We start from the raw sequence: 17,384 nt of genomic DNA, 5'->3' as shown, positions 1-17,384 counted from the left end.
ACCGCCCGCGCGAGGCGCCGGGCGGAGCGGGTTGCTTCGTTGCGGTAAGAGGCGGGGCGCGCGGCCCGGCTATCCCCGCCGTGTGAGGTTCGGGCGCGTGACAAAGGTCACGGGACGCGCGGGGAGTGAGGCCGGGCGCCGTCGCCTCTTGAGGGGGTGACAGTCGTGGACCGCGGCGGCCGGCACGCCGGGGCGAAAGGGGAAACCATGAGCACCATCAGGGAGTTGCTGGTCGAACTCACCGGCACGGCCGAGTACGCCGACCGGATCGGTGACGACGCAGACCTGGCCGCCAGCGGTATCGACTCCGGGGATCTGGTGCGCCTCGTGCTGCTGGTCGAGCAGCGGCTCGGCGTCGAGATCACCGCCGAGGACATGGAGGAGCTGCGCACGATCGGCGACTACGAGCGTTTCGTGGCCGAGCGCGCGGTCGCCGGCGCGAGCGGCGGTGCGTGATGTGGCTGACGCAGCTGCTGGAGCGCAACCGCCAGTGCCGGCCCGGCCGGACCGCGCTGGTGGACGAGGAGCGCAGCGTCACCTGGGCCGAGCTGCATGATCGTACGCTGCAACTCGCCTACGGGCTTGCCGAGTTGGGAATCCGGCGCGGCGACCGGGTCGCCGTGCTCGCCAAGGACCGGATCGAGGTCCTGGAGAGCTACTTCGCGCTGGCCCGGCTCGGCGCGCTGTTCGTGCCGCTGAACCACAGTCTGGCCGAGCCCGAGGTCGCCGGGATCATCGAGCGCGTCGGCGCGGTGGCGGTCCTCGGCGAGTCCGGGCTGCTGGACCGGCACGCGGACCTGCCGGGTTCGGTGCGCGTCCGGGTGGCCCTCGACAAGCCCGCCTTCGCCGCGCTGGGCACGCTCGCGGCCGAGCGGGAGCTGCCGGACGTCGCCGACACGGACCCGATCGCCGTGCTGCACACCTCGGCGACCACCGGGCAGGCCAAGGGGGTGACGGTCGACAGCGCGTCGTTCCGCGCGATCGCCCTCGGCTGGCTGGTGATGGCCCGCCCCACCGACGACATCGTCATGGTCAACTGCTGCCCGCTGTACCACGGCAGCATGGTCGTGTCCCTGACCTACCTGGCGGCCGGCGCGACCGTCGTACTGATGCCCGGATTCACCCCGCAGGGGGCCCTGTCCGCGGTGGAGCGGCACCGCGCCACGCACATGTGGCTGGTGCCGCAGATGCTGCGCTTCATGCTCCAGGCGAAGGCGTCCCGGCACACCGACCTGTCCTCACTGCGGGAGGTCCTGTACGGGGCCGCCCCCATGCCGCTCGACGTCTACGCCGACGCGGTCGAACGGCTCGGGTGCGGTTTCCGGCAGGTGTACGGCATGACGGAGGTGGGCGGCCCGTTCGTCACGCTCGGTCCCGACGAGCACCCCGCTCCCGGGGACGTCACCGCCCGCATTCCGTGCGGGCGGGTCGTGCCGGGCATGTCCGCCCGCGCCGTGGACGGGGCAGGCCGGGAACTGCCGCCCGGTGAGATCGGCGAGATCGTGGTGCGCGGGCCGGGCGTCATGCAGGGCTACTGGAACGACCCGGAGGCCACCAGCGAGATCACCCGCGACGGCTGGATCAGGACGGGCGACCTCGGCTTCATGGACGAGGAGGGCCGCATCAGCCTGGTGGACCGCACCAAGGACGTGATCATCCGCGCGGGCCAGAACGTGTACCCCTCGGAGATCGAACGCGCCCTGATGACCCACCCGGCGGTCCGGGACGCGGCGGTCGTCGGCATGCCCGACGAGGACTACGGTGAGGTGCCGCTGGCGTACGTCGCCCTGGAGGCGGGTGCGGAGCCGGCCGCGGCGGAGTTGCTCGCGCACGTCGCGGGCCTGCTCGCGCCGTACAAGCGGCCGCGGCGGGTGGAGTTCATCGAGCAGGTGCCGCGCAATCCCGCCGGGAAGATCGTCAAGAAGCTGCTGCGGGTGTGAGCGCGTGCGACGGCGGACGGCGATGACCGGGCGCCCCGCACGTTCCGGGCCGGCCACGACGGAGACGTCGCGGCCGGCCCGGGCCGCTGCGGGGCCCGTGTCGGCGCCCGAGGAGGGCGGAGGGCCCGCGGGGACGAGCCGGGCCGGTGTGCAGGGCCTGCGGGGACGGCCCGGGCCGGTGGGGAGCCCGCACGGCGGCCCGCCCGCCGCCGACGCGAGCGCGCCGTGCCGGGACGGGACCGCTCAGGGACTCCCGTGGTCGGCCGGGGTCGATGCGGGGCGTCCGTGGAGGGGCCGGCCCGGTGGAGAGCCGGTGGCGCTGGTGAGTGGTGACGTGGCCGCACTGCGGTCGCTGCTGGACTCCGTCGGACTCGGGCTGGGTGTCGCGGATGTCCGGGAGCCGAGTCCGCGACCGGCCGGGCCGGCCGAGGCCGCCGCCGCGGCGTCGATGCCGGCGCGGCGGCGGCTGGAGTTCCTGGCCGGCCGGCGGGCCGCCCGGCGGGCCCTGCGTGCGGTGGGGCTGGACTGCGGTGAGATCCCCCGCTCGGGGCGTCTGCCGGTCTTCCCGCCGGGACGGGCCGCGTCGATCTCGCACAGCGCGGGGATCGCCGTTGCCGTGGCGTGCCGTCCCGGCAGGGACCTGCCCCTCGGCTGTGACCTGGAACTGGGGCCGCTCCCCCGCGAAGCGGCCCGCCTGGTGCTGCGCGCGGACGAGGAGGCGCTGCTCGCGGCCCGGTCGGTGACGGAGTTGTTCTCCGCGAAGGAGGCGGCGTGGAAGGCCCTCGCCGTGGCGGAGGGGGGCCTGAGGGAGCTGCGGGTCTCGCCCGTCGGGGACGGGCTGCGTGTGTGGCCGCGCGCCGATCCCGCCCGCGCGGTGCGGGTGCGGGTGGTACGGGTCGGTGGGGGTGTGTTCAGCTGTGTCGTCGGCCGGGCCTGAGCGCGGACGTGCCGGCCCCCGGCGCGCGGGGCGCACCGGGGGCGGGCGGTGGGTGGGTGGGTCAGTGTCCCTGTGTACCGCCGTCGCGGTAGGAACGCCGCGCCGCGTCGGCGGCCTTGTCGGTCTTGGCGTCGTACTTGTGGCCCGTGCGCTCGTCGACCATGCGCTCGGCGCCCGAGACGCCCTTGTCGGCGTGGTCGGGGTGGCCCTTGGCCATCTGCTTGGCCTTGTTCATCATGTCGCCCAGCTTGCCCATGGGGATACCTCCGGAAGGTGCGCGTGCGCCGTACCCCGCCGCAGGTACCCCTCAGGACGCGGGCGAATCACCCTATGTCGCCCACCCGGGCGGCCATGTTCCCCGCCGGGTGCCGGTTGTCGTGAATGAGCTGGTGGGCGAGCCCGATCTCGTCGAATTCGAAGGTCCGTGACAGGCAGGGGTCGATGATTCCCTGGTCGATCAGCCGGGTGACCTCACGTGCCTCGCGAGCCGTCGCGACGTGCGAGCCCTGCAGGCGCTTCTGCCGCATCCACAGGAAGCGCAGGTCGACGTCGCCGTTGTAGCCGGTGGTGCCGCCGCACAGGACGACCATGCCGCCGTTGTCGCACAGGTACAGGGATGTGGGGATGGTGTCGGCGCCGGAGTGCTCCAGCACGACGCGCGGGCTGCGGCGCTCGCCCAGCACCTCCCAGAAGGCCCGCCCGAAGGCGCGGGCGCCCGACAGCCAGCGGCCCATCGCCGCCTCGTCGGTGGTGTCCGGCAGCCGCCCCCAGTGGTCGAACCGCCGCCGGTCGATGTAGCCCTCGGCGCCCAGCTTGAGGCAGAACTCGCCGCGCTCCTCGCTGGAGACGACCGCGACGGGGATGCCGCCGACGTGCCGGACGAGCTGGATGGCGATGCAGCCGAGACCGCCGGCGCCGCCCCAGATCAGCACCGGGTCGCCGGGGCGCACCGTGTGCGGCGGCCAGCCGAAGAGCTGGCGGTAGGCGGTGGCGGCGGTCGCCATGTAGCAGGCGGCCTCCGCCCAGGACAGCCGGGCGGGCTTGGGGTGGCACATGTAGTCGTCGACGACGGCGAACTGGGCGAAGGACCCGTAGTTCTCCTCGTAGCCCCACACCCGCTGGCTGGCGGACCAGGTGGGGTCGCCGCCGAGGCGGATGTCCTCGGCTCTCTCGTCCCAGCGGTTGGCGAGGACGACGACCTCGTCACCGAGCCGCACCCCGCGCACGTCCTCGCCGACCGCCCACACGATCCCGGACAGGTCGGAGCCGCCGATGTGGAAATCCTCGGTGGCGCCCGCCTTCTGCCGGGCGGCGATCACGTCGAGCGGCGAACCCAGCGCCGCCCAGACGTTGTTGTAGTTGATGCCGGCCGCCATCACCTTCACCAGGACCTGTCCGCGGCCCACGGGCGGGACGTCGACCACCTCGGTGCGGAAGGCGTCTACGGGCTGTCCGTAGCGTTCACGGCGGATGAGCGAGGCGTACATCTGCTTCGGGACGGTGCCGATCTCGGGTGCGTCGCCGAGTTCGTAGAGGGCCTGGGTCGCGCTCACGCTGGTTCTCCTCAACGCGTTCAAGGGGAAGGGGGTGTGGCGGCCCGGTCACCGAGGCCGCGCAGGGCCTTGGCGACCGCTTCGCCGATGCGGGCGATGGGTTCGGGTTCGGTCATCTCGTAGTGGCCGCAGGGCACGTGGTGGTCGTGGAGGGTCCCGTCGACGTGGGGCCGCCAGCTGTCGGCCTTGCCGGGCAGCACCGCCAGGTCGGCCGGGCCGTCGGTGGGCCGTTCCTCGGCGGCGCTGAAGAACAGCACGTCACCGCGGTAGACGCCGGGTACGAACCCGGGCGCGATGCGCAGGTTGTTGCGCATCACGGTGGCGATGGCGGCGGCCTCGGCGCGCGTGACGGGGGCGCTCGCCGGGTCGGCCGTGACCCGGGCGTCGATCCGCTCCAGGACGGCGTCCACCGGAGCTGCCGGGTCGACGGGGAGGCCGGCCACCCTGGACAGCAGGGCGGCGACTTGGCGTTCGGCCGCGTCGGGGTCGTGGGCCGTGCCGTGCGGCTGGGGTGCGTCGAGCATCGCGAGCAGTTCGACCCGCTCGCCGTCGCGCTGCAGGGCGCAGGCCATGGCGTGGGCGACGAAACCGCCGTAGGACCAGCCCAGCAGCCGGTAGGGGCCGTGAGGCTGCACCTGGCGTACCAGGTCGAGGTAGTGGGCGACCATGGCGGCGGCGTCCGGTGCGGGCGGTCGGGTGCCGTCCAGGCCGGCCGCCTGGATGCCGTGGACGGGCTGGTCGCCGCCGAGGTGCGGCAGCAGGCCCGTGTAGCGCCAGGCGACGCCCGCGCCGGGGTGGACGCAGAACAGGGGCGTGGCGGTGCCCTCGGCGCGCAGCGGCAGCAGCGGGCCGAGCGCGGAAGCGCGGCCGCCCGGCGACGTCCCGTCCGGCTGGTCGGCCGCGGCGAGGACCCCGGCCACGGTCGGCGCGGCCAGCAGGGTCGCCGCCGGGACGTCGAGGACACCGGCCTGGCGCAGCCGGCCCGCCAGCAGCACGGCGCGCATCGAGTCGCCGCCGAGGTCGAAGAGGTTGTCGTGCAGCCCGATGCCGCCGACGCCCAGGATCTCCTCCCACAGCCGGGTGACCTGCCGTTCGCGGTCGGTGCGCGGTGGTACGTGCTCGGTCGTCAGCCGGGGCCGGGGGGCGAGGCCGGGGTCCGCCGCGGCCGGGGTGTCGTCGGACGTGCCGGGGTCCGTCCGGGCACCGGGCGCGTCGATCCAGTGGCGCCGGCGGTCGAAGGCGTACGGCGGCAGCGGCGCCCGCCGGGGCGTGCCCGGAACCGGGGGCAGGGCGCTGTCCACGCCCGCGCTCCACAGCCGTCCCAGCGCCTCGGCGAGGACGAACCCGTCGGACGCCTCGGCCTTGGCGTGCCGCATGGTGGTCACCGTCACCGGTGCCTCGCCGGTGAGCCGGCCGGTGGCGAGCTTGGTCAGGGTGTCGCCCGGGCCGATCTCCACGAGGACGGGGTGCAGCCGGCCCCACAGGGCGGTGATGCCGTCGGCGAACCGCACGGTGCGGCGGGTGTGGTCGATCCAGTGCGGTACGGAGGTGGCCTGTGCGTCGGTGACCCAGGTGCCGGTGACGTTCGTGACGTAGGGGATGCGTGGCGGGCGCAGGGCGACCTGGCGCAGGTGGGTCTCGTAGGCCGGCAGGACCGGGTCGAGGACGTGGGAGTGAGCGGCGACGGGAATGCGCAGGCGGCGGAACGGGACTCCGCGGCGGGTGAGTTCGGCCTCGAAGCGGGTGACCGCGTCGAGGTGGCCGGCGACGGTGCAGGCGCTGGGGCCGTTGTCGGCGGCGAGGGCCAGGCCGGCGTCGAGCAGTGGCCGGATGTCCTCGGCGGGGGCGGCGACGCCGACGGTGGCTCCGCCGGCGGAGCCGATGAGCCGGATGCGTTCGGTGACCAGGGGCAGCATGTCCGCGAGGTCGATGACGCCGGCCAGGCAGGCGGCCGTGTATTCGCCGAGCGAGTGGCCGATCAGCGCGTCGGGGCGTACGCCGGACTCCATGAGCGTGCGGGCCAGTGCGTACTCGGTGACGACGAGCCCGAGGAACGCGGAGGTGGCGTCGGGCCGCCGGTCCTCGAAGAGGGCGGTGCGCAGGTCGGCGCCGAGGACGGGCCGCAGGATGCGGGCGCACTCGTCGACGGTGTCGCGGTAGACGGTGTGGTCGCGGTACAGCTCCTTGCCCATGCCGGGGTACTGGGTGCCGCCGCCGGGCAGCAGGAACGCGACCCGGGTGGGGTCGTCGGAGGGCGGCGGGGTGTCCGGGGCGGCGGAGCGCAGCGCGTCGAGGGCCTCCTCGCGGGTGGCGGCCGTGACGGTGAGCCGGTGGCGCAGTGCGGGCCGGTCGGTGCGCAGGGAGTGGGCCACGTCGTCCAGGCGCAGTTCCGGGCGGCTTTCGAGGTGCCGGGCGAGTGCCTCGGCCTGGCCGCGCAGGGCGCCGGCGGTGCGCGCCGACAGCGGCAGCACCAGGCGGCGGGCGTCCTCGGGCGGACGCGGTGCGGCCGGGGTGGTGGGCGGTGCCTCCTCCAGGACGACGTGGGCGTTGGTGCCGCCGATGCCGAAGGCACTGACGGCGGCGCGGCGGGGATGGTCGCCCCGGGGCCAGTCCTCCAGGGCGGTGGGCACGCGGAAGGGGCTCGCGTCGAAGTCGATGAGCGGGTTGGGCCGGTCGAAGTGCAGGCTCGGCGGGATCTGCCGGTGTTCCAGGGCCAGGATCGCCTTGATGAGTCCGGCGATGCCGGCGGCGGCTCCGAGGTGGCCGATGTTGGACTTGACCGAGCCGAGCGCACAGAACCCGGTGCGGTCCGTGCTGTGCCGGAAGGCCTCCGTCAGGGCGGACACCTCGATCGGGTCACCGAGTCTGGTGGCGGTGCCGTGCGCCTCGATCAGGCCGAGGGTGCCGGCGTCGATCTCGGCCTGGGCCTGCGCGGCGAGGATGACCTCCGTCTGTCCTGCGGCGCTGGGCGCGCTGAAGCCGACCTTGCGGCGGCCGTCGTTGTTGACGGCGGTGCCGCGGATGACGGCGCGGACGCGGTCGCCGTCGGCGAGGGCGTCCTCCAGCCGCTTGAGCACGACGGCTCCGACTCCGTCGCCGGAGGAGGTGCCGGCGGCGTCCGCGGCGAACGCGCGGCAGTGACCGTCGGGCGAGAACGGCCCGTCGGGCACGTGCCGGTAGCCCAGTACGGCGGAGGGGTTGAGGGAGACGGCGGCGGCCAGCGCGGTGTCGCAGCGGTGGTCCAGCAGGTCCTGGCAGGCGGTGTGCACGGCGACCAGCGCGGTGGAGCAGGCCGTCTGCAGGGAGACGCTGGGGCCGGTGAGGCCGAGTTCGTAGGAGACGCGGGTGGCGAGGGTGCCCAGGGAGTTGGCGGTGGCGGCGTGGACGAGCGCCACCGAGCCCGGCTGCCCGGCGTGGCGCGGGTACACGTGGGCCGGGTAGTACCGGCTGTCGCCCGCGCCCGCGTACACGCCGAACGCCTCGCCCCCGCGGTCGCCGTGGAGGCAGCCGGCGTCCTCCAGGGCGTGGTAGGCCGTCTCCAGCAGCAGCCGCTGCTGGGGGTCGACGACGGCGGCCTCGGCGGGGCTGTAGCCGAAGAACCCGGCGTCGAAGCGGTCGATGCCCTCGACGACGGACGCCATCCGGATCAGCGTCGGGTCGTCCAGGTCGCCCGGGTCGCCGCCGGCGGCGAGGAACTCCTCGTCGGTGACGGGCCGGACGGACTCCCGTCCGGCGGCGAGGTTGTCCCAGAAGGCGTCGAGGTCGTCGGCGCCGGGGAAGCGGCCCGCCATGCCGATGACGGCGACGGCGGGGAGGTCGTCGTCGTGAGGTGCGGTGGTGTCGTGCACGGTCTGTGTCCCGTTCTCTCCCGGCTCGGTGCTGTGCCGCATGGATGTCGCCCCGTTCTCTCCCGGCCCGGTGGGGTCAGGCACGGTCACGGTCCGTGCCGTGTCGTGCGGACCGGCGGGCGCGGGCGGCGCGTTGGCGTTGTGCCTGGTCCTTGGCGCGGTCCCGGGCGCTGCGCGGCGAGGGGGCGGACTCGGGCCGCGGTGCCGGTGCGGCGTCGGGCGTGGTGCCGGCCCCGAGGTGTGCCGCCAGGTGGCGCGCCAGGTCCCGGACGGTGGGGTGGGCGAACAGGTCGACCACCGACAGGTCGGTGCCGAAGGCGCGGTTGACGTCGGTCTGGGCGGTGACCAGGAGCAGGGAGTTGCCGCCCAGGTCGAAGAAGTTCTCGTCGCGGCCCACCCGGTCCCGGCCCAGGACGGCGCACCACACCTCGGCGAGCCGGTCCTCCAGCCGCCGCAGCTCCTCCCCCGCCCGCGTCGCCTCGGGGCGTGCCGCGGTGCCCGCGGAGCGCAGCTCCCACGCGTCGGACAGGCCGGCCGCGCGGATCCCGTCGGACGCCGCCCGGTACAGGGCGCCCAGGTCCGTGCCGTCCGCCAGGCCGACGCGGGCGGACAGGCGCCGCACCTGGCGGACGGGGGCCACGACGTGGCTGCGGACCCAGGGGGCGGTGCGGTCGGCACCGATCAGCAGGTGCGGTTCGTCCAGGGAGCGGGCGAGGTCGAACGAGCGCAGCGCCGCGGGGACGTCGAGCAGCCGGTAGCCGCGGGCCTCGGTGAGCGCGGTGAGGCCGTAGCCGCGGCTCATGCCGCGCTCGCGCCACATGCTCCAGGCCAGGGACTGCGCGGGCAGGCCGAGACCGCGGCGGTAGTGGGCGAGGGCGTCCAGGCAGGCGTTGGCGGCGGCGTAGGCGGCGTTCATCGCGCCGCCGAAGAAGCCGTTCACCGAGGAGAAGGTGACGAACGAGCCGACCGGGTGGTCGGCGGTGACGCGGTGCAGCGTCCACGCGCCGCGCACCTTCGCCTGCAGCGCCCGGCGCCACGTCGCGGTGTCCAGCTCGGCCACGGGTCGTTCCACGAGGGTGCCGGCCAGGTGCAGCACCGACCCCAGGGGCACGCCCCACGCCTCGGTGGCGGCCTCCACGGCGGCGCGCACCTGGCGTTCGTCGGTGACGTCGGCACGGGCGTAGCGGACCTCGCCCAGCTCGCGCAGCCGCGGCGGGATCACGGCCTCGGCTGCCGGTGTGCGGCCGACGATCAGCAGGCGGGTGCCGGAGGTGCGCAGCAGATGCGCCGCGATCTCGGCGCCGACGCCGCCCAGCCCGCCGGTGAGCAGGGTGAAGCCGTCGTGTCCGGGCACCCCCGCGTGCGGCAGGGTGCCCGGCAGGGGGGCGAGGCGGCGTACGTACCGGTGTCCGTCGCGGTACGCCACCTCCGCCGCGTCCGCGGTGACCGTCACCTCGGCCAGCAGGACCGGCAAGGGGTCCGCCCCCTCGTCCGCCGCCAGGTCGAGGTGCGCGGCGCGCAGCCGGCCCGACTCCTCGGACAGCGACTTGAGGAGCGCGCCCGCCATGGCATGGGCCGGGGAGGCAAGCTCCCCGGGACGTACGGCCTGCGTGCCCGCCGTGACGTACAGCAGGTCGACGGGGCGCTGCCGGCCGGGCCGGGCGGCGAGGGCGCGGGCGAACGCGAGGAGCCGCTCCGCACCGGTCGTGTCGTCCGGCGCCGTCCCGGGCCCCGCCGTGCCGCGCGGTCCGTCGAGGTACACGACGGCGTCGACCGGGCGCCGGTCGCGCTCCAGCTGACCGAACAGCGCGGCGTGGTCGGCTTCCTCGGCGGGCCGCACGCGGTGGCGCGCGGCGTCCAGCCGGTCGTACGACGTCCCCTCACCGACCACCGTGCACAGGCCCCCACCGGATCGCAGCGCCCCGGCGAGCCGTTCCGCGAGCTGGACGGCCTCCGGGTCGCCGCCCGCCAGGACGAGGGTGTGCCGGCCGGCCGTCGCCGTACGGGCTGCGGGGCGTTCCGCCCGCTGCCACACCGGTCGCAGGAACCAGTCGGGGACGGTGGCCGCGGTCCCCAGCAGCAACTGGGTCCGGCGGACCTCCTCGTCGAAGTCGCCCGCCTCGAAGCCCTTGCGGAGCCTGGTGCGCTGGATCTTGCCGATCTCGGTCTTGGGGACGGTGTCCCGCCCGACCGGGATCAGGAAGGCGGGGCTGACGCCGATCTCCCGGGTGACCTTGCCGGCGATCTCGCGCAGGGGGCCGGCCGGGTCGGCGGCGGCTTCGGCGGTGAGGTGGAAGAACAGGGCCAGTTCGTCGGTGGGCGACGACGGGTCGGTGCGCACCGCGACCGCGGCGGTGAAACTCCGCTCCACGCACGGCAGTTCCTCGACGCAGGCCTCTATCTCGTGGCTGTAGTGGTTGACGCCGTTGACGATGATGACGTCCTTCGCCCGGCCGGTGATGTACAGCTCGCCGGCTCGCAGGAACGCCAGGTCGCCGGTGTCGAACCAGCCGTCCCCGGTGAACGCCTCCGCGTTGGCCGCCGGGTTGTCGTGGTAGCCGCCGGTCACCGAGGTGCCGCGGACCTGGAGCCGGCCGGCGTCCTCCTCGGCGCGGACGGCGCCGGTGTCGTCGACGATCCGCATGGCGAAGCCGGGGTAGGGCCGGCCGCAGCTGACGAACGTGCCCTCGCCGGGCCCGGGTTCACCGGGCAGGACGGCGTCGGTGACCACGGAGCAGGTCTCGGACATGCCCCAGCCGGGGTGCATCACGTCCTGCGGCAGGCCGAACGGCCGAAGGGTGTGCAGGAACCGGCGGGCGGCGGAGGCGACGACGACCTCGCCGGCGTTCATCACCAGCCGCATCGGGGACAGGTCCCAGGCGCGGCCGGTGAAGCGGTGGGAGTGCTCGGCGAGGAGGCCGAAGGCGAAGTTGGGCGCCCAGGTGACGGTGACGCGGTGCCGGTCGGCGAGGTCCATCCAGCGCAGCGGGTCCTGGAGGATCCAGGAGGTGGGGGCGTGGATCTGGCGGCAGCCCAGGTACACGTCGCGCAGGTGGAACATGACCACGCCGGTGACGTGGTCGAGCGGGATCCAGTTCAGGGAGACGTCGTCGGCGCCGAGGCCGTTCATCTGCTCGGTGGCGGCGGAGCGGGTCAGCACGTTGCGGTGGGTGAGCCGCACCGCCTTGGGCAGGCCGGTGCTGCCGGACGTCATGAGCATCAGCAGCAGGTCGTCCGGCTCGGCGGGGTGCCAGTCGTGGTCCTCGGGCGCCTCGCGCAGCGCGTCGGCCGTGGTGATGCGCGGCCCGGGCCAGTCCTGCCGTGAGGCCAGGGCGCGCAGCCCCGCCTCACGGCCGGCGGAGCACACGATCCACGGCCGGCCGAGCATCCGCCAGATGCCCTCCAGCTTGGTCAGGGCGGCGGACGGCGTGTCGTAGGAGGCCGGGACGGTCAGCGGGACGGCGACGAAGCCGCCGAGGACGCAGCCCCACAGCACGGCGAGGAAGTCCTCGGTGGCGTCGCACTGGAGGATGACCTGGTCTCCCGGGCGCAGTCCCGCCCGGCGCAGGCCGGCCAGGACGCGGGAGGCCTCGGGGATCAGGGACGCGTAGGTGCGCCGGTGTTCGCTGCCGTCGGCACGGACGTGGACGATGTCGCCCCGGTCCCGTTCGGCGGCGCGCCGCAGGGCCTCGGCCCAGCTCGGCACGGACGGCTCCCGCAGTGCGGGGCCCTCGCTGAGCGCCGGGACGGCGGACGTGCCGGCGGTGCGGGTGGCGGGGGCGGGGTCGGCGGTGCGGTCGGGCAGTCCGGTGTGACGGCGGTCCAGTTCCTCGGGTGTGTTCTCCACCGACACCTCGGCGGCGGTGACGCCGGCGAGGGCGGTGAGGCACTCCCGCCAGGTCCCGGCGGCCGTGCGGTCGACGGCGGGCAGGGCAAGCAGCGCCTCGGTGTCGACGGTGCCGTCCTCCGTGCGGGGCAGCGCGTTGACCGCCGTGACGCGGACGGTGCCGTGGCCCGCGCGGTCGAGGGCGTCCTCGAGGCGTTCGGCGGCGTCCGGCCGCCCCGGCACCGCGTACAGGCGCGGTGGGGTGCCGTCGCCGCCGGGCAGGGCCCGGGCGTCGCGGATGCCGGGCACGGCGAGGGCCGTGTCCTCCAGTTCGGCGGGGTCGAACGCCGCCGTGGCCGGGGTGCGTTCGGGGAGTGCGGGCAGGTCCGTGAGGCGGACGTCCGGTGCGGCGCCCACCGTGCGCAGAGCGTCGTGCAGGGCGTGCGCGAACGCCTCGGCGGTGCCGGCGTCGTAGAGGTCGGTGGCGTATTCGACGTGCAGTGTCAGGCCGCCGGGGGCGCCGTCGGGGGTGTGGTGTTCCTGGACGTCCACGAAGAGGTCGAACTTGGCGGTGCCGGTGGCGGTGGGCCGCAACTCGGCCCGGGTGCGGTCGAGTCCGAGGACGGCGGGTGCGTTGTTCTGCAGGGCCAGCATCACCTGGAACAGGGGGTGCCGGCCGGGGGTGCGGGGCGGGTTCAGTTCGTCCACCAGCCGGTCGAAGGGCAGGTCCTGGTGGTCCAGGGCGGCCAGGTCGGCGGTGCGCAGCCGGGCGAGGAGGTCCCGGAAGGCGGGGTCGCCGGAGGTGTCGGCGCGCAGCACCAGGGTGTTGCTGATCAGGCCGATCAGCGGATCGAGGGCGGGTTCGGTGCGGCCCGCGACGGGTGTGCCGAGGACGATGTCCTCGCCGGCGCCGCAGCGGGTGAGCAGGGCGCTGACGGCGGCGTGCAGCACCATGAACAGGCTGGCGCCCTCGCGGTCGGCGAGGCGCAGCAGGGCGCGGTGCAGGGTGGCGTCGACGGATGTCTCGACGTGCGCTCCGGCGCCGCGCGGCGCGGTGGGTCGCGGCCGGTCGCCGGGCAGGGTGCACTCCTCGGGCAGCCCGTCCAGCGCGGTGCGCCAGTGGGCGGTGAGCCGCTCCAGCCGTCCCGCCCCGTCCGGCGCGGGGGCCAGCAGGGCGCGCTGCCACAGCGCGTAGTCGGCGTACTGCGCGGGCAGCGGGGCCCACTCGGGTGCACGGCCGTCGCGACGGGCGGCGTAGGCGGTGCTCAGGTCCTGCGCGAAGGGGCGCAGCGACCAGCCGTCGGCGGCGCTGTGGTGCAGGACGAACAGCAGCGTGGTGTCCAGGAGCCAGACGGCGAGGGGGCTTTCGGCGGTCAGGTCGAAGGGGTGGCGCAGCGCGGCGGTGACGTGCGCGGCGGTCTCCGTGGCGGGGCAGTCGACGTGCCGCAGCACCGGGCGGAGCTCCCCCGGCGGCAGGATGCGCTGGCAGGGGGTGCCGTCGTGTTCGGCGATCACCGTCCGCAGGATCTCGTGGCGGTCGGCCAGGTCGCCCAGGGCCGCCTGGAGCGCCTCGGTGTCGAGATCGGCGCCGGCGGGGACGAGGAGCGGGATGTTGTAGGTGGCCGCGCCCTCGTCGAGCCGGTGCAGGACCCACATGCGTTCCTGGGCGAAGGACAGCGGCACCCGCCGCGGGCGCGCGAGTCCGCCGAGGACCGGCCGGGGCGGGGCGCCGTCCGCCCCCGCGGCGACGCGCTGGGCGAGGGCGGCCGGTGTCGGCGTCCCGAACAGGGCGGTGATGGGGATCTCGGCGCCGGTCTCGTGCCGCAGCCGGGCGAGCAGACGGGTGGCGAGGAGGGAGTCGCCGCCCAGGTCGAAGAAGTTGACGTCGATACCCACGGAGCCCTGGGGCAGCTTCAGCACGTCCTCGAACAGGCTGCACAACAGGCGTTGTTGTGGTGTCCCGGGGCGGGTGCCGGAGGCGGCGGCGGTGAAGTCGGGGGCGGGCAGGGCCTGGACGTCGAGCTTGCCGTTCGCGGTCAGCGGCAGCGCGTCCACGGGGACGCAGACGGCCGGCACCATGTGCTCGGGCAGGTGGGCGGCGGCATGGGCCCGCAGTGCGGCGGGGCTCGCGGGTTCGCCGCCCTCGGGGACGGTGTAGGCGACGAGGTGCAGCGCGCCGTTGCCGGAGCGGCGGGGCACGACGGCGGCGCGCGCGACGCCCGGGTGGGCGGCGAGGACCGCCTCGATCTCGCCGGGTTCGACGCGGAAGCCGCGCAGCTGTATCTGGGCGTCGGCGCGGCCGAGGTATTCCAGCGTGCCGTCGGGGCGGCGCCGGGCCAGGTCGCCGGAACGGTACATGCGGGTGCCGGGCGGGCCGTAGGGGTCGTCGAGGAAGCGTTCGGCGGTCAGCTCGGGCCGGTTCAGGTACCCGGCGGCGACGCCGGCGCCGGAGACGTACATCTCGCCGGTCGCGCCGGGCGGCACCGGGCGTCCCCCGGCATCCAGCAGATGGACGCGCAGGTCGGCGAGGGGGGTGCCGATGACGCTGCCGCGGCGCGGGTCGTCCAGGTCGGCCCGGGTGAGGCGGTGGTGGGTGACGTGCACGGTCGTCTCGGTGATGCCGTACATGTTCACCAGCGCCGGGCGGTCCAGACCGTGCCGGTCGGCCCAGGGCCGCAGCCGCGCCGGACGCAGGGCCTCGCCGCCGAGGACGACGTGACGCAACGCCCCCGTGTCCCCGCCCCGTTCGAGGTCGGCGTCGACGAGCTGCTCGAACGCGGACGGCGTCTGGCTGAGGACGGTCACCCCCTCGTGGTGCAGCAGCTCCAGGAACTCCCGGGGCGAGCGGCTGACGGAGTACGGCACGACGACGATCCGGCCGCCGTGCAGCAGGGCGCCCCAGATCTCCCAGACGGAGAAGTCGAAGGCGTAGGAGTGGAACAGCGTCCACACGTCGTCGTCGCGGAAGTCGAAGTGTTCGGCCGCGGCGGCGAAGAGCCGCACGACGGCCGCGTGCGCGACGGGCACGCCCTTGGGGCGGCCGGTGGAGCCGGAGGTGTGGATGACGTACGCGATGTCGGACGGGTTCACCGGCCCGTGCCGGTCGGTGTCGCTCAGGTCGGCGTCGGAGCGGCGGGCGAGGTCGGCGGCGACCGCCGGGTCGTCCAGCAGGACGGCGGGGACGGTGTCCCCGGCGAGGTGGGCGTGGGCCCGCTCGGTGACGAGGACGACGGGGGCCGTGTCCTCGACGACGAGCCGCAGCCGTTCGGCCGGGTGGCCGGGGTCCAGGGGCAGGTAGGCGGCGCCGGTCTTGAGCACGGCCAGCAGGGCGGGCAGCAGCCGCGGCCCGCGCTCCAGGGCCAGGGCCACCACCCGGCCCGGGCCGGCACCGCGCCCGGTCAGCAGCCGGGCCAGGCGGTTGGCCTCGGCGTTGAGCGCGGCGTACGTGAGCCGTTCGCCCCCGCAGGTGACGGCGGTGCGCTCGGGACCGGCCGCCACGCGCTCCTCGAAGAGCTCGGTGAGGGTCCGCTCGACGGGAAACGCGCGTGCGGGGGTGTCGCGGGGGTGTTCGCCCGGCAGCAGGAGGTCCGTGTCGCGCAGCGGTGTCGTCGGCTCCGCCTCGGCCAGCCGGTGCAGCAGCATGACGAACCGGTCCCGGTGCAGCGCGAGTTCGTCCTCCTCGTACAGGGCTGGGTTGGCGTCGAAGGCCAGCCACAGCCCGCCGGAGCGGGCACCGGGGCGCACCGAGATCTGCAGGTCGTCGACGGCTCCGCCGGACAGGTGGTGCCAGGTGGTGGGGTGACCGCCGAAGACCGGGGACTCGTCGAACGGGACGATGTTGAGCACCGGCCCGTACAGCCGGCGTCCGGTGCCCAGCAGCCCCAGGTCGCGGCGGAGGAACTCGCCCCGGTAGCGCTGGTGGCGGCGCACGGCCTCCAGTTCGTCCGCGACGGACCGGGCCAGCTCCGCCAGGGGGGTGCCGGGTGCGGCGGCGACGCGCAGCGGGAGGACGTCGGAGGCGGTGCCCGGGGTGCGCAGGGCGGCGCCGCCGAGCCGGCTCATCGTGGCCAGGCCCAGCACCAGGTCGGCGGCGCCGGTCATCCGGTGCAGGTAGACGGCGGTGGCGGCGGTCAGCAGGTCGGTGCGCCGGACGCCGAGGCGGGCCGCGGCGGCGTCGAGTGCCTCCGTCTCGGCGGGTGTCAGTTCGGCGGTGCGGCGCAGGAAGGGCACGGCGGGGGCGGCCGTACGGGAGGTGAGCCGGGCGGGTTCCGGCAGGCCGGCCAGGCGCCGCGCCCAGTGGTCGCGGTCGCGGGCGTACGCCTCGGAGGCGCGGTAGGCCGCCTCCTCCTCCTGGAGCCGGCTCACCGGCGCGAAGCCGCAGGGGTCGGGCTCCCGCCCGTCGGCGAGGGCGTTGTACGTGTCGGCCAGGCGCCGCCCGAGGAGCTTGTAGCTGTAGCCGTCGAGCAGCAGGTGATGGGCCCGCAGCAACCAGAGGTGGCGGTCGGGGGCCAGGGTCAGCAGGGTGTGGGCGAACAGCCGGCCCTTCTCGAGGTCCACGGGGGCGGCGAGATCGGCACGGACGTGGGCCCATGCGGCGGCCGCGGGGTCCTCGGCGCCGCTGACGTCGACCCGGTGCAGGGTCCAGTCGTCCGCGTCCGGGGCGAGCCGGCAGTGGGGGCCGTCGTCGCCGTCGGCGAAGCGCAGGGCGAAGGTGTCGGCCTCGCCGACGGTGCGCCGCAGCGCGGTCTCGAACAGGGCGGTGTCGAGGGGGCCGTGGATCTCCACCGCCTCCGCGGTGTTGTACGCGGCGCTGTCCGGTGCGAGTCGCCCCGCGTACCAGAGGCCCTCCTGGGCTCCGGACAGCGGTCGACGTGCGTCCTCCTGGAGTGACATAGCACAACCCTCACGTGGCAAGCCGTAATGTCCCGGACGGCAGCGGCCCGGCCGGATCGGACGGGTGCGGCCACCGCTCCGTGCCGCCCTCGCGTGGGTGAACGCGCAGGGCCGGCCCACGGAGCGGAACAGGGTGCCGCACGCCGGGGGCGGGGGATGGGTCACCCGCCCCGGTCTCACGGCACAGCACGGTGGGGCAACGGAACCCGCCGGGTCAAGGCGAACCGGCTTCCGGGACGCCGATTCAGGGGTTTCCCTGAAAATCGCGGAGCCGGGGAGTGCACTCCCCGGATCAACTTCTAGGGAAATCACGCGACTTCGCTTCTCAACGGGTTCTCCGCTGGATTCGGCCGCGTTCCGCCGTGCACTCTCGAAAGGTCCCCCGAC

Annotated in this window: 7 protein-coding genes; 3 read left to right on the top strand and 4 right to left on the bottom strand. The window is 75.2% G+C overall.

What is annotated here, in order from left to right; translation table 11 throughout:
- The first annotated feature begins 207 nt into the window (after window positions 1-207).
- From IE118_RS27885 to IE118_RS27875, 3 genes are all read left to right on the top strand, one after another.
- Window positions 208-456, top strand: a complete 249-nt coding sequence (locus tag IE118_RS27885; protein ID WP_189560837.1) for an acyl carrier protein — start codon at window positions 208-210, stop codon at window positions 454-456.
- On the top strand, window positions 456-1,940 hold the full coding sequence (locus IE118_RS27880) for a class I adenylate-forming enzyme family protein (RefSeq protein WP_189560836.1): 1,485 nt from the start codon (window positions 456-458) through the stop codon (window positions 1,938-1,940). Before IE118_RS27885 ends, IE118_RS27880 begins: the two co-directional genes overlap by 1 nt.
- 313 nt (window positions 1,941-2,253) lie before the next feature.
- The gene (locus tag IE118_RS27875; protein WP_229846958.1) at window positions 2,254-2,877 is read left to right on the top strand and encodes an enterobactin synthetase; all 624 of its coding nucleotides are present in this window, start codon (window positions 2,254-2,256) and stop codon (window positions 2,875-2,877) included.
- Window positions 2,878-2,938: 61 nt separating this feature from the next.
- Here the strand turns inward: IE118_RS27875 and IE118_RS27870 are convergent, their stop codons facing one another.
- From IE118_RS27870 to IE118_RS27855, 4 genes are all read right to left on the bottom strand, one after another.
- Window positions 2,939-3,133, bottom strand: a complete 195-nt coding sequence (locus IE118_RS27870; protein WP_189560835.1) for an antitoxin — start codon at window positions 3,131-3,133, stop codon at window positions 2,939-2,941.
- A gap of 67 nt (window positions 3,134-3,200) precedes the next feature.
- The gene (ccrA, locus tag IE118_RS27865; RefSeq protein WP_189560834.1) at window positions 3,201-4,430 is read right to left on the bottom strand and encodes a crotonyl-CoA carboxylase/reductase; all 1,230 of its coding nucleotides are present in this window, start codon (window positions 4,428-4,430) and stop codon (window positions 3,201-3,203) included.
- A gap of 20 nt (window positions 4,431-4,450) precedes the next feature.
- Complete coding sequence (locus IE118_RS27860) at window positions 4,451-8,320, bottom strand: type I polyketide synthase (RefSeq protein ID WP_189560833.1); 3,870 nt, start codon at window positions 8,318-8,320, stop codon at window positions 4,451-4,453.
- Window positions 8,321-8,354: 34 nt separating this feature from the next.
- Window positions 8,355-16,997 carry a non-ribosomal peptide synthetase gene (locus tag IE118_RS27855; RefSeq protein WP_189560832.1) on the bottom strand — a complete coding sequence of 2,881 codons (8,643 nt, stop codon included), beginning with the start codon at window positions 16,995-16,997 and terminating at the stop codon, window positions 8,355-8,357.
- Window positions 16,998-17,384: the final 387 nt, after the last annotated feature.

It is taken from the genome of Streptomyces pilosus (assembly GCF_014649835.1).
Lineage (GTDB): Bacteria > Actinomycetota > Actinomycetes > Streptomycetales > Streptomycetaceae > Streptomyces > Streptomyces pilosus.
Note: the sequence above shows the minus strand (reverse complement) of the source record. Positions and strands in the feature narration are given on the sequence as shown.

Coding starts and splice junctions, on each gene's coding strand:
- IE118_RS27885 (WP_189560837.1), top strand. CDS start 208: ATGAGCACCATCAGGGAGTTGCTGGTCGAACTCACCGGCACGGCCGAG.
- IE118_RS27880 (WP_189560836.1), top strand. CDS start 456: ATGTGGCTGACGCAGCTGCTGGAGCGCAACCGCCAGTGCCGGCCCGGC.
- IE118_RS27870 (WP_189560835.1), bottom strand. CDS start 3,133: ATGGGCAAGCTGGGCGACATGATGAACAAGGCCAAGCAGATGGCCAAG.
- IE118_RS27860 (WP_189560833.1), bottom strand. CDS start 8,320: ATGCGGCACAGCACCGAGCCGGGAGAGAACGGGACACAGACCGTGCAC.
- IE118_RS27855 (WP_189560832.1), bottom strand. CDS start 16,997: ATGTCACTCCAGGAGGACGCACGTCGACCGCTGTCCGGAGCCCAGGAG.